The 14,555-nt window shown below is 28.4% G+C and carries 11 protein-coding genes; 7 read left to right on the forward strand and 4 right to left on the reverse strand.

All coding sequences use genetic code 11. The features are described 5' to 3' along the window. Positions 1-538: 538 nt before the first annotated feature. Positions 539-1,243: a hypothetical protein gene (locus ACSIGE_RS12750; RefSeq protein WP_440880255.1), complete on the forward strand. Its 705-nt coding sequence runs from the start codon at positions 539-541 to the stop codon at positions 1,241-1,243. Between the two features lie 121 nt (positions 1,244-1,364). On the opposite strand, the gene ACSIGE_RS12755 is transcribed toward ACSIGE_RS12750, so the two are convergent. Next, a complete protein-coding gene (locus ACSIGE_RS12755) occupies positions 1,365-1,724 on the reverse strand; it encodes a winged helix-turn-helix transcriptional regulator (protein WP_440880256.1) in 360 nt (119 codons plus the stop codon). Positions 1,725-2,187: 463 nt separating this feature from the next. Between ACSIGE_RS12755 and ACSIGE_RS12760 the strand changes: the two genes are divergently transcribed. Then, positions 2,188-2,802, forward strand: coding sequence for a class I SAM-dependent methyltransferase (locus tag ACSIGE_RS12760; RefSeq protein ID WP_440880257.1), 615 nt, complete (start codon positions 2,188-2,190; stop codon positions 2,800-2,802). A gap of 60 nt (positions 2,803-2,862) precedes the next feature. Next, complete coding sequence (locus ACSIGE_RS12765; RefSeq protein ID WP_440880258.1) at positions 2,863-3,135, forward strand: HU family DNA-binding protein; 273 nt, start codon at positions 2,863-2,865, stop codon at positions 3,133-3,135. Between the two features lie 322 nt (positions 3,136-3,457). Here ACSIGE_RS12765 and ACSIGE_RS12770 read toward each other — a convergent pair whose 3' ends face one another. From ACSIGE_RS12770 to ACSIGE_RS12780, 3 genes are all read right to left on the reverse strand, one after another. Continuing rightward, the gene (locus tag ACSIGE_RS12770; RefSeq protein ID WP_440880259.1) at positions 3,458-3,856 is read right to left on the reverse strand and encodes a GlcG/HbpS family heme-binding protein; all 399 of its coding nucleotides are present in this window, start codon (positions 3,854-3,856) and stop codon (positions 3,458-3,460) included. Between the two features lie 106 nt (positions 3,857-3,962). Further along, complete coding sequence (gene fdhA, locus ACSIGE_RS12775; protein WP_440880260.1) at positions 3,963-5,150, reverse strand: formaldehyde dehydrogenase, glutathione-independent; 1,188 nt, start codon at positions 5,148-5,150, stop codon at positions 3,963-3,965. A 77-nt stretch (positions 5,151-5,227) separates the two neighbouring features. Further along, entirely contained in the window at positions 5,228-6,064 is an 837-nt protein-coding gene (locus ACSIGE_RS12780) for a helix-turn-helix domain-containing protein (protein ID WP_440880261.1), read from the reverse strand. A 539-nt stretch (positions 6,065-6,603) separates the two neighbouring features. Between ACSIGE_RS12780 and ACSIGE_RS12785 the strand changes: the two genes are divergently transcribed. The 4 genes from ACSIGE_RS12785 (at position 6,604) to ACSIGE_RS12800 (ending at position 14,135) form a co-directional block, all read left to right on the forward strand. Next, complete coding sequence (locus ACSIGE_RS12785; RefSeq protein WP_440880262.1) at positions 6,604-7,893, forward strand: sulfatase-like hydrolase/transferase; 1,290 nt, start codon at positions 6,604-6,606, stop codon at positions 7,891-7,893. 116 nt (positions 7,894-8,009) lie between these two features. Beyond that, positions 8,010-8,831: an oxidoreductase gene (locus ACSIGE_RS12790; RefSeq protein ID WP_440880263.1), complete on the forward strand. Its 822-nt coding sequence runs from the start codon at positions 8,010-8,012 to the stop codon at positions 8,829-8,831. Positions 8,832-9,289: 458 nt separating this feature from the next. Further along, positions 9,290-9,787, forward strand: a complete 498-nt coding sequence (locus ACSIGE_RS12795) for a hypothetical protein (protein ID WP_440880264.1) — start codon at positions 9,290-9,292, stop codon at positions 9,785-9,787. Between the two features lie 1,621 nt (positions 9,788-11,408). Then, a complete protein-coding gene (locus ACSIGE_RS12800; protein ID WP_440880265.1) occupies positions 11,409-14,135 on the forward strand; it encodes a reprolysin-like metallopeptidase in 2,727 nt (908 codons plus the stop codon). Positions 14,136-14,555 lie beyond the last annotated feature (420 nt).

The raw sequence follows: 14,555 nt of genomic DNA on the forward strand, positions 1-14,555 counted from the left end.
TTTTTAAATAGATTGATATTGTTTATTTATCAATTAGCGTTCTCTATAATTTATTTATGAGTTCTATAAATCTTTGTAGGATATTCTTGGATATTTTTTATATGATTAATATTCTATATTTGGCTAGAATTAATACTTATTTTATTCTCTTTTGATAAGAAAAAATAAGAGGTTACAAAAGTATAGAGGTGGTATAGGGGTTTATAGTTAAAAGGAATTAATAGTAAATAAAATTATTAGTTTTTTATTTATAAAACTTCTTAGACTATTTATTTATATCCTGATGTTTTTTGTAAAATTAGTTTCTAGTGATTTGCATTGTTTTGATTTTTAATTATGCATTCAATATTGTATTTATTGAGTTTAAGAAAATAGACTCTGTAATTTATTTTTCTAAAGGTAGTGTTAAATTATAAGATAGAACTTAGGTTCTCTCAGTATAAAATAAAAAATAGACTTACTTTTGCCTCCTTTTTTAAACGAAATCTACTTAGGTTAAAAAAAATGAGAACAATGAGAAATAAAAAGAATAAAAATTATGATAACTAATATTGATAAAGAACCTAGAGAGTATCTAAATGAACTTTTATTATATGCTAACTCTATGATAGAAGCTTCTGATAATAAAGGCTATGAAAACCTTGAAGAATCACCAGAATTATCAAATACATGGTATAATGTAAGTGAAAAATTTCAAGCTTTAATAGCAAATATAAAAATGGTTGAAAAATTACCTGATGTTGAAATTCCTGATTTAATTGAAACACTTGAAGATACTTTAGAGGAATGTAAAATTGCTTATAAAAAAGTAGAATCCGGAGAGGTAGAAGAGGTAAATAAAAAGTCTAAAAACGAGGATAAGAGTAAAGAACTTAAAGTCAATGGACTTTCAGCTAAAATTAACGCTTTACCAAATAGAGCAACTATGGCAAAGAAAGGAATCAAAGGAAATCAAAGTATTTCAAAAGCGAATAAAACTAAATTAACGAGCTTTTGTCAACAAATGATAGACTTAAAAGAAGATATGCTTCATAACGATGGTAATGCATTGATTAAATGGATGGAGTTATTTAATAAGCTTTTAGATTTTATACAAAATTTAAGTGAAATAAAACCAGGAGAGTATATGGCATTAATTCAATTGAGAGTTATTGATTCAGTAGGAGACATTGCCTCAATAGTTGATGGGGGAGAAATATGTAATGAAGAATTACCTCAAAGAATTTTAGAACAACTAAAGTAAAATTTTAATAAATAAGAAAAACTATCTGTCAATGAAATTATTTTTCAAGACAGTTTTTCTTATTTATTAAAAATAAGTTTAAATAATTCTTCATAAGTATTTATTATTGGTTTGGTAATATTTAATTATGTTGTTTAGCAGGAAGTTGATCACCATATTTTTCTGCAACAAAATCTCCCCAATCAGCAATAGATTTTATTATAGGGATCAGAGTTTTTCCAAAGTTGGTTAATGAATAGGTAACTTTTAAGGGCGGTTTAGTTGTATGAACTGTTCTGTTTATTAAATTATCTTTTTCAAGAGACTTTAGCTGTAAACTTAGCGTTCTTTCAGTCACTGTAGGCATAAGCTTTCTTATTTCATTATATCTTAATTTGTTATTCATTAAATGAAATAAAATAACTGTTTTCCACTTACCTCCTATAATTCCCATCGTTAAACTTGCGCAACATGGATATTCGTTTCCTTTAAACTTTAGCATTTTAATATAATTTAAGCTATTATTTTTTATTGTCATTACAAATATAAAACAAGAATTCAGTTTAGCACTATAAAAAGTATAGTGTTGTTGAATTGTAAATTCTTTATTTAAAGATAGTTCTTATTAAGGTTATTAATTTCTGAATTTATTTACTTAGTTTATTGATTTTTAACAAATAACATCAAAAAAACATAATAAATATAAAGTTTAAAATACTGCATCGTGTTGGATTGCCTCAATGAGGTCGGAATAAAATAAAGTAAAGCGAGCATTATTAAAACTTACAGCTATAATAAAAAGTATAAAGGTTGAACTAATTAGGGGCTTTGTCAAGGTAATAAAAACGAAATTGATAATTTAATTAGAATTAAATCTAATAGATAATTTTTTTGATATAAAATACTTCTATAGTATTGCAAAGCTTTACTAATTATTAGTTTTTTGCATGACAAATATTTAAAAAATGAAATTTGATAAAAAAACACATTGGGATAAGGTTTATAAGACCAAAACATCAGATCAAGTAAGTTGGACTCAGCCTATACCTACAACATCACTAAACTTTATAAAATCATTTGGATACAATAAAAATATTAAAATAATTGATATTGGGGGAGGGGATAGCCTTCTTGTTGATTTTTTACTAGAAGATGGTTATACAAATATTACTGTACTTGATATTTCATCAAAGGCAATTGAAAAAGCCAAAAATCGTCTTGGTGTAAAAGCAAAAGAAGTAAATTGGATCGTTAGTGATATCGTAAGTTTTGAGCCAGAAACCAGTTATGACATTTGGCATGATAGAGCAACATTTCATTTTTTGAGAGAACAACCAGAAATAAATAATTATTTAGAGCTATTAAAAAAATATGTTAAGGGGCATATTGTGATAGGAGTATTTTCAGAAAAAGGTCCATTAAAATGTAGTGGATTAGATATTGTACAATACAGTGAACAAAACTTATTAATAGAAATAGAAGATGATTTTGAGAGGTTAAATTGCTTTACTGAAGACCATATAACACCCTTTGAAACCAAGCAAAACTTTTTGTTTTGTAGTTTTAAGAAAATTGAATGATGATTTGTTTTTTATGTTTATTTTTTTAATTTGTAATATAATTTTAAATAAACCAAACTTATGAACAAATCAGAATTAATAGATCAAATAGCGTCTAAAGCCGATATTTCAAAACAAACAGCCTCGTTGGCTTTAGATTCTTTTATCGATGGATTAAAAGAAAATTTAAACAAGGGGGCAGAGGTTAGGATAGGAGGGCTTGGAACTTGGTGTGTTGCAGACAGAAAAGCAACAGAAGGAAGAAACCCGAGAACAGGAGAAAAAATTTCAATACCAGCACACAAGGTAGTGAAATTTAAAGCTTCAAAAGAGTTAAGAGAGTGCGTCAATTAAGTTTTAATTTCAGCGAGAATTATAAATATTGTTGCAATGTTTCTGTCTATTTAAAAAGTATTTCAAAAAACTTAAAGTATTTTAGTTAACTAAGTTACAGTTATGAATTTACAACTACTGAGTTTTTTTAAAACAGTAAAAGTTTTACTGTCAGATAATTGTTAATTATAGAATTCTATTTTTCAATGAAGAAAAACTTTTTTAATTTTCTGAAAGAGAGCTGATCTTTGAAGATTTCTTTTTTTAAGGTTAAAAAGAAACAAGTTTAGAAGTATCATATAATACCTCTAAACTTGTGTTCTTAATGCTACTTGTATTTTTCTTAAATTGCTAAAGCACCTGCTTCTGCTACCGTATGATCATTTTCTACTGTGCTTCCACTAACTCCGATTGCACCAATAACATTACCGTTGGCATCTTTTACAGGTACTCCTCCGGGAAATGTAATTAATCCGTTATTTGAATGCTCGATATTGTATAAAGAACCACCTGGTTGTGATAATTCACCAATAACTCCAGTATTCATATCAAAGAAACGTGCTGTTTTAGCTTTTTTAATAGAAATATCTAATGAACCTAACCAAGCTCCATCCATACGAGCAAAAGCTACCAAATTTGCGCCTGCATCAACAATTGCAATATTCATTTTTGTATCTAATTCTACAGATTTATTTTTAGCTGCTGAAATCATTTCTTCAGCTTGTTTTAATGTAATACTCATTTTTATTTATTTTAATTATTTTTAACTTCTGATGCAAATTTACAAATATATTTAAGTTCGTATTTTGTTTAAAAGTTCATTTGGTTATGAAAAAAGCTCATTTTTGTTAAGCTATTAACCCATGAGGATCAATTACAAATTTTTTGGCCACTCCTTTATCAAATTCAGCATATCCTTTTGGAGCATCCTTTAAACTTATCACCTCTACATTAACCGCCTTAGCAATATCAATTCTATCATATAAAATAGCGTTCATCAATTGTCTATGATATTTCATTACCGGACATTGCCCTGTATGAAAAGAATGCGATTTAGCCCAACCTAAACCAAATCGGATTTTTAGACTTCCTTGTTTTGCTTCATTAGCTTTAGCTCCAGGATCTTCAGTAACATATAGTCCTGGAATTCCTATTTGACCGCCAGCCCTTGTTATTGCCATAGCCTGATTAAGAACAACAGCAGGTTTTTCTTCAAAAGATTTTCCACTATGACTAACAGCTTCGAAACCAACACAGTCTATGAAACAGTCTACTTCAGGAATACCTACGATCATAGCTATTTGCTCTTCTATTGGAATGCCATTTGCAAGATTAATAGTTTCACATCCAAAAGTTCTTGCATGCGCTAATCGTTCTTCATTTAAATCTCCAATAATAACAACTGCTGCACCTAACAATTGACAACTAGCAGCTGCTGCTAAGCCAACTGGACCAGCACCAGCAATGTATACAATTGAACCTGCTTGAACCCCTGCTGTAACTGCTCCATGAAATCCTGTTGGCAGAATATCTGAGAGCATTGTCAGGTCTTTTATTTTTTCCATAGCATGATCCTTATTAGGAAACTTTAATAGATTAAAATCTGCATACGGAACCATAACATATTCTGATTGACCTCCTAGCCATCCGCCCATATCTACGTAGCCGTATGCTGCTCCGGGTCTTTCAGAATTTACGTTTAAACAGATGCCCGTTAATCCTTGTTTACAGTTTCTACATCGTCCGCAAGCAATATTAAAAGGTACAGAAACTAAATCTCCTTTTCTAATGAATTCAACATCATTTCCGCATTCGATAACTTCACCAGTTATTTCGTGTCCTAAAATTAGACCAGGTGAAGCAGTTGTTCTACCTCTTACCATATGTTGATCTGAACCACATATGTTTGTTGAAACTACTTTTAATATAACTCCATGTTCGCATTTTCTGTCACCCAAAGCTAATTTAGGGTAGTTTATTTCTTTCACTTCTACTTGTCCTTGGCCTACATAAGTTACGCCGTGATTTTTGCACATAGTAAATATTTTTTAAGATTGTTATAGCTCCAAAAATATTCTTTCATCGCTAAAAATGCTTATGAATAAAGGTCAAATTAGATCTCTGAAGGATTTATCCCAAAACGTTTTTTAAAAGCAATACTAAAGTTTGATAAGTTATTATAACCAAAATCAAGATAAATGTCTGATGGAGTTGTGTTTTCGTCAGATAATAGCTCTTTTACTTTTAATAAACGTTTTTCTTTAAACCACCTTCCTGGAGAGCACCCATATTCTTTAACAAACCGTCTTTTAAAAGTCGACAAGCTCATATTACATAAAAAAGCAATCTCTTCTAAAGCCAAATTGGAGTGTATATTTTGATTGATTACTTTTTTAAAAGGAGATATATCTTCGTTTACAAGCGAATGTAAGTAAGCTTCAAATGGCTTTTTATATTTATTTAACAGGTATAGTAGTAACTCTTCAAATTTAACAGATAGTAAATTTCCTATAAATAACGGAGGAGCAGTCATAATTGTTGATAGTGAATTCAGATAGGTGTCTATATAAGAGTCATTTCTTATAACAAAGTGTGAAGGTGTAATTTCTTTTTCTGAAGTTGAATTCACATGTTTATTTAAAAAGTCTTGTAATCTTTTTTCAGAGAAAAATAATAACTTACAGTAATAATTTTCTTTTTCCTTATCTATGAGTTCACTCCAAATACAATTTCCTTTTTTTATAAGTAATGATTGACTATTATTAATTTTTATGGAATCTTCCGCTAGATTTACTTGTTTCTCACCTGTCTGCAAAAAACTAAACATATGTCTCGTTAGAGTTACTTTTGTTTTAACGATATTATGTTGCATTTTTAAATCATATACGAATAAGTCTTTTAAATCGGTGGCTTTTTCAATATATATTTCAGGAATATTTTCTATTGGCATTTAAATTATTTTAGGGGTTAAATAAATTCTCTGTAAAAATAAAAAAACAGTCCATTTTCCATCTACAAAATTCATCATTATGTAACTTTACGTAATGATTTAACAGAAAAGATGAAATTATTACAGTATGAGATATTTTTAAGGTGTTTTTTTTTGGCTTATTCAAAAAAACATCTTAAAATTAATTTTTTGTTAATTCTTTGTGAAGATAAATTTGTAGGAAATGGAATTTTAAAAGTTTTGAAAATTTTTATAAAAATTGATAAAACTGCGCATTAACTTCTCTCATGAAGTTATGGGTATAGATAGTAGAAAGTTCGGTTAATACGCAGAATCCTTAATAAAATTCAAATTTACGTATTTATAAAGAAAAATATGATAGATAATACTACTAGTTTTTATTAAGTATAAACCATTAAGTAACTTCAAAATATTTATTGTTCTAATATAAAAGAATATTATTTTTACTTAAAAAAAATCAAATTAAACTTTTTTCACAAAAAAAGGTCAAAGTATAAAGTTAAAAAGTGAAATAAAAAATGATAGAGAAATTAAGCGTAACATTTGTGATTCTTATATTACTATTTTCTTGTTCTAAAGAAGACACAAATATTGTTGATTCAGGAATAAACCCTCCAAATATCCTTTTGATTATTGCTGATGATTTAGGCAAAGATGCAATAAATGGATATGCAGAGGGAAGTATCAAGCCAGCTACACCTAATATTGATGCGATAAGAAAATCGGGATTAACTTTTACTAATTTTTGGGTTTATCCTACATGTACTCCAACAAGATCTTCAATTATTACAGGTAAGTATGGCTACAGAACAGGCGTAAAATGGGCAGGAGATATCTTAAATAATACGGAAGAAATTTTACATCATTACATTAAGGAGCAAACCAATAATCAATATCAGACAGCTTTAATAGGAAAATGGCATTTGGCAGGAAATGTTAATACAACATTCAATCCAGAAGTTCTAGGAATGGATTATTATGCTGGGTTATTATCTGGTACAGGAGATTATTCTGCATGGAATTATTCAGAGGATGGAGTTGTTTCTGTTGAAAATGAGTATATAACTAAAAAACTTACTACTTTGGCTAAAGATTGGATAAATAATCAAACAAAACCATGGTTTTTATGGTTAGCATATACAGCTCCACATACTCCTTTTCATATACCTCCCAATGAAATGCACTCACAAGGAAACTTACCAGAATATATTCAAGGAATTGACCCAATTCCATACTATATGGCTGCAATTGAAGCAATGGATTTTCAGATAGGAAGATTATTAGAAAATATTTCAAAAGATGTAAAAGAAAATACAATTATTATTTTTATTGGAGATAATGGCACACCAAATCAAGTAGCTCAAATTCCTTATACAAATGATAAAGCAAAAGGAAGCTTATATCAAGGGGGAATTAATACACCAATGTTCATTTCTGGCGCAGGAGTTAATCGTCAAGGTGTCGACAATAATCTAATTAATGGGACAGACTTGTTTGCAACCATTGCATCATTATCAGGGATAAATGTTGATGTGATTTATGATAGTAAGAGTTTTACATCCTTGTTAAAAGATAATATTGATATTAGAAAATTTCAATACTCTGAAATGAGTAACGAAATTGATGAAATTTGGACTATTAGTAACGGAACCTATAAATTGATTGAAAATAAAAAAGGGAATATAGAATTATTTGATTTATTGATTGACCCTTATGAAGAACATAATTTAATAGGTAAAACATTAAATAGTAATGAAATTGATGCGAAACAAGAATTGGAAAACGAATTGTTAAAAATACGAAATTAAAAGAATAAAAAATATCAGTAAAAAGTATTATAGAAACAATAAAAATAACACAAAGTCAAAAGCAAATGATTATAACTTTGCTTTATAGTTCAATATAAAGTAATAATCGAAACAATATGAAAAAAGTAATTCTAATAACAGGAGCATCTTCAGGAATAGGTAAGGTAACAGCATTACAATTAATTAAAGAAGGACATATAGTATACGGGGCTGCGAGACGTTTAGATAATATGAATGATTTACTTCATGCAGGAGGAAAGTCTTTACAGTTAGATATTACAGACCCAAAACAAATTCAGTCAGTAGTTAGTCAGGTGATTGAGGAACAAGGTAAAATTGATGTATTATTTAACAATGCAGGATATGCTGTTTACGGTGCTCTTGAAAATGTAGATCTTGAAGATGCTAAAAGACAATTTGAAGTAAATATTTTTGGTTTATCGGAAATCACAAAGGCTGTTTTACCTCATATGAGAAAGCAAAACAGTGGTACTATTATAAATACGTCATCAATGGGAGGAAGAATATATACGCCGCTCGGATCATGGTACCATGCAACGAAACATGCTCTTGAAGGCTTGTCTGATTGTCTTAGACTGGAATTAAAACAATTCAATATCAATGTTGTTGTTATTCAGCCTGGAGGTATTCATACAGAATTTGGAGATGTATTGACCGGTCCTCTGGTAAAAAGAGCAAAAGGTACTGCATATGAGGAGATGACAAATACCGTGGCAAATGCTACAAAAAGAATGTATGACAAACCAGGAGAACTTTCGCCTCCTTCAGTAATTGCTGATTTGGTTAGTAAAGCTGTTAATACATCAAAACCAAAAAATAGATATGTTGCAGGAAAGTTTGCAAAACAAATGATGTTTATTAGAAAATATTTTGGAGATAATGTATTTGATAAACTTATTATGAATACGGTTAAATAATTTATTTCTACATAAAAAGTATAATGTATGCGGTGCTAATTATTAAGTGCTAGTTTGTTTATGAGTTACTTTTTTCTCGTAATTGATTCTTTATTATAATATGTAATTACATACAATTATTGAAAATACAATAGTTCTAAATTGATCTCAAGTAGGTATGGAGTTAATATTCATAAGTAGTCAGATTATTAAATTTTAGTTACTTTATATAAATTTTTGCTGTATTATAAAGTCTGTTAATAGATATTAAGAATAGATTTTTTTTAGAGAAAAATATAGGTTTATAGGATTGATTAGTATTTGTTAGTTTTTTAACTTGAAAAAAGAAATTTTGGAAAAAATAATGTTAAAGGATTTTACGAGAAGAACAACTCGAGAAATCACATAAACAATAATCGCTTTTTAAAAGCAGAATATCAGTATGCATAAGATAAATTTTTATAATTAATTTTAAATAGATGGATTTAGATTTTATAGAATATATAAATAATTGGGTAAAGAGTGAGGTAATTCAAGGTAGAATAATGATAGGTATAGGAATTTTATTATTATTTGCCTTTTTCGGAATATTGCAGAGTCAGAATGAATTATTAAAAGGAACATTAATACCGTTAGGTTTACTGATTTTACTTCTAATTGGTTATGGAAGTTATATATTATACAGTCGACCTAACCATGCTGAACAAAGTATTTTACTTTATCAGAAACAAAAAACAGAAGCCATTGAAAAAGAAAGAATAAAACATATAAATGATAATAAAGCAGGGAAGTTTCTAATGAAATTTGTTTATCCAGTATTTATGATATTGTTTGCAATACTATTAGTGTTTATTGATAATAGATACTATCAGGGTATGAGTTTAGGTTTTATCTTACTGTTTTTATCTACTTACATAGCTGATTATGGTTTTGTTTCTCGTTCAGATGAATTTTTAACTTTTTTAAATAACTTTTAACTTAAAAATTAAAAACGATAGAATTCAAGCTACTATAAAGTACAATGTACCTATTTGCGTTGAAATACGAATTTATTTAGACTATTTTGTTTAATCTGTTTTATAAAGAAGTAGAAAAGAAAATGGTATTTTAAACTGTAAAAACAATTGTTTCCAGAACTATGAGAATAACATTTATCAACTTTTAAATAGAAAAAAAGACCTTACAATACCAATAAATACTAATACTTTACGCTGTTTATTATCTATTTTTTAAAAACTTTTTTCAGAGATCAAGGGCTTTTTTTGATATACTAAAATTTCAAAAAAATTTTTTTTTATGTAAGGTGCTGTATACTAGGTGTGGTTAACAATAGTGAATATTTTACATTTATGATTAACCTTTTGTTAACAATTATTAGAAAAAAATATATATAAATTTGATCAACTTTAAACCCCTCAGAAAATGAAAAAAAGAAAATTACTTTCTTCTACTAAGCATAAAATCGTACTTATCACATCTGAAATTTTTTCTATAAAGAAGGCCTGATTGTTGGCTTTTAAGAGTGAGAGCTTTGTTTATATAATAAATATTTAAAAACTGTTTTCCTGTTTAAAATCACATTAATGCGATTCGAATTCACCATAGTTTACAATTGATTATTTAGAAACAAGGACGACTGTTTTAAAAGTTAAAATTAATAAGTAGAAATAATAATAATTATTTAGTTTAAATTTTAATCCCCTTTAGAATGAAAACCCTTTTATATTCCGTTATATTAATGACTTAGTATCTATTTACTAAATTATGATAATTAAAAAACAGAAACAGATTTTTTAATGAATACATTATAGTAAATAATAAAAACGACACAGTTTAAATTTTAATCCCCTTTAGAATGAAAACCCTTTTATATTTCTTTATATTAATGACTTAGCGTTTGTTTACTAAATTATGATAATTAAAAAAACAGGAACAGATTTTTTAATGAGTAAATTATAATAAATAATAAAAACGACACAGTTTAAATTTTAATCCCCTTTAGAATGAAAACCCTTTTATATTTCTTTATATTAATGACTTAGCGTTTGTTTACTAAATTATGATAATTAAAAAAACAGGAACAGATTTTTTAATGAGTAAATTATAATAAATAATAAAAACGACACAGTTTAAATTTTAATCCCCTTTAGAATGAAAACCCTTTTATATTCCGTTATATTAATGACTTAGTATCTATTTACTAAATTATGGTAATTAAAAAAACAGAAACAGATTTTTTAATGAATACATTATAGTAAATAATAAAAAACGACACAGTTTAAATTTTAATCCCCTTTAGAATGAAAACTCTTTTATATTCCATTATTAATGACTTAGCATCTATTTACTAAATGATAATAATTAAAAAAACAGAAACAGATTTTTTAATGAATACATTATAGTAAATAGTAAAAAACGATTCAGTTTAAATTTTAATCCCCTTTAGAATGAAAACCCTTTTATATTCCGTCATGTTAATGACTTAGACTTTCTGTACTATAAAATGATAATTTTATAAATAACAGATTTTCTGAAAATAACGACTACACTTAAACTTTATAAACTATTAATTTTTTAATAAAAAATACCCTTTAGAAAATGAAAAATAATTTATTTATCGCCATGGTTATGGTAAGTATTTCTTTGTTCTCTCAGAACAAAAATTTTTGGAAAAAAATTACACTATCAAAAAAAGCAATAAAAAAATCAGTAAATAACAAAAGTCTACCTACAAACAATATTTTTAGTCTGGATATTAATGCCTTGAGGGAAACTTTAAAGAAGGCTCCTAGCAGAGGTGTAAATGGAAGGTCTTCTCATCTTGTACTCTCGTTCCCAGATGAAAAAGGAAAACTTGAAGATTACAGAATTTTTGAAGCTTCTGTATTACATCCCGAATTAGCTGCTAAATATCCTGAAGCTAAGTCGTACGCAGGAGTAAATATAGCAGATTCAGGAGATAGAATTAGATTTAGCGTTTCTCCTGCGGGAATGCAAAGTATGCGTTTAGGAGTTGATAAAACAACCGTTTTTATTGAACCATACTCAAAGCAAGAACAAACCTATGCAGTTTTTGATAGAGCAGATAGACCAAGAAGTATTGGAGGGTTGAATTGTACAACCGATCCAAGTACTCAAACGAAAAACAAAAAAACAGGAAATGTAAATAAAAATGCGAATGATAGTGTTTTAAGAACTTATCGTATCGCTATTTCAGCTACTGGTGAATATACCAACTACCATGGAAGTAAAAGAGAGGCTCTATGGTCTATCAATAATACAATGACAAGAGTTAATGCCATTTATGAAACTGATTTTAATGTTACTATGATTGTAGTGCCAGGCACAGAAAGAGTAATTTACACGGATGCATCTGATGATCCATATAGTACTGGTAGACTCAATGGACAATTGCAAGCAACGCTTACAAGTATTATTGGCGAATCTAATTATGATATAGGACATTTATTTCATAAAGCAAGAAAAAATGGAAATGCTGGGTGTATAGGTTGCGTTTGCGTTGATGGGCAAAAGGGTAGTGCTTTTAGTAGCCATCAGAAGCCTGAAGGAGAAGAATTCGATGTTGATTTTGTAGCTCATGAAATAGGGCATCAATTTGGAGGTAACCATACATGGACCTTCGGCGGAAATGAAAGAACAAATGTACAAATGGAGCCGGGGAGTGGTTCTACGATAATGGGGTATGCCGGAATTACAGGAGATACTGATATACAAAAAAATAGTGATCCATATTTCCATGCTGCAACTATAGAACAGATAACAAATTACGTAAAGTCAACCTCTTGTCAAACAGAAAAAAATACTGGTAATAGTGTTCCTAGAGTAGAAGCAGGTCCAAATTATACCATTCCAAAAGGGACTCCGTTTGTTTTAACAGGAAGTGCTTCAGATGCCAATTCTAGAGATGTCTTATCATATTGCTGGGAGCAGTTTGATGAAGATAACGCAGCAACAATAAGCCCGAATAAAAATTCTCGTATGGGTGTTGCTTTTAGATCATTTCCGCCAACAAGAAAAACATTTAGGTACTTTCCAGATTTGGAGCAGGTTAATCGTGGAGCTACTGCTGGTCCATGGGAAAGTTTATCTGATGTTAGTAGAGAGTATAAATTTAGACTTACAGTAAGAGATAATAGAGAAGGCGGAGGAGCTAATAATAGTGATGATATGAGAGTAACTGTAAATGCAAACGCAGGCCCTTTTAAAATAACTTCACAAAACATAAAGGTTACTTATACTTCAGGGAGCGAGCAAATAGTAACTTGGAATGTTGCAGGAACAACAAATAATGGAATAAATGCCAAGTCAGTTGATATTTTGTTATCAAATGATAATGGTAGAACATATGAACATACTTTGGCTAAAAATGTTCCAAATAATGGTTCTCATAGCGTTGTAATTCCTGCAAGAGCAATTGGTAGATTAAATAAAATTATGGTAAAAGGGAGTAACCATATCTTTTTTGACGTATCAGATGAAAGTTTTAATGTTGTCGAGGGGGATGAAACAGAAAAACCTAAAGGAAGTTGCGAATCTTTAGATTTTAATGAATACAAAATTAATTCTTTTTCCAATCAAGATAAGGATGGAGATTTTTCTCTGCAATCTAATGGAAGCTCTATTAGCTTAAGAAATAATACATGGAAGTACATTAATTACCCTTACACTATTACTGCAAATACCGTTATTGAATTTGAATTTAGTAGTACATCAGAAGGAGAAGTTCATGGAATAGGTTTTGAAGATGATGATAGATTAACACCAAATAAATATTTTAAGGTTTTTGGAAATCAGAATTATGGAGTAGCTAATTTTAATAATTATGTACGTGGAACTAAAACTTTTTTAATCCCGGTAGGAGATTCATATACTGGAAAAATGAATAAAATCGTTTTTATAAACGATAATGATAAGGGATTAGGGAATAATTCTACATTTTCAAATGTTAAAATTTATGAGAAGTCTTGTCAGGAAAGTAAGCTAAAAGCAACCATAACTTTTGGAAATAGAGTCGATATCCTTGGAGACGAGAACGAAGAGTCGATATCTTTAATAGAAATAGCTCCTTCACCTGTTAAAAAAGGAGGGTACATAACTGTTTTATCAAGGACTAATCAAGATTTGTCCAATACTCCTTATGAAATATTTGATCTAAATGGTAAATTCATCACGAAAGGAATATTGAATAAAAAAGTATCAAATAATGTTATAGTGTATCTAAAAAACATAGAACCAGGTGTGTATATCATTAAGTTGAAAAATGATTTTATAGATACATCGAAGCGTTTTATAATAAATAATTAATCTTCTTATCGATTAATTGAATTTTATATTTTTATTAAACCTAGAAAGGTCAGAATTGTACAATTCTGACCTTTTTAAATACATGAGAAGTTTGAAAATTTCTAATTCATACTCTTTATTAAAATTTTAAAAACAAGGGTTTATACAAAAAAATATTTTTGAGTTAAAAGAATAAAAGTTTTTTTAAATCAGATAATTTTGGATTCCTCTATATTTTTTTATGTTTAACTCTTTATTAACAGTTTAATTGTTTTAAATTATTTCACTTATTACGAATTTTGTTGATCTAAAGAAGTGAGTTCAAAATAAATAGAATAGAAATAAAAAATAAGAAGACTTTATAAAAGTATTAAGAGTGTTATGATTTTCAATTATCATAGCAAAAAATAAGCTTTTTGAGTTAAAAAGACAACCCTTTAT

Origin of the sequence: Tenacibaculum profundi, from assembly GCF_052050075.1 — a bacterium.
Taxonomy (GTDB): Bacteria; Bacteroidota; Bacteroidia; order Flavobacteriales; family Flavobacteriaceae; genus Polaribacter.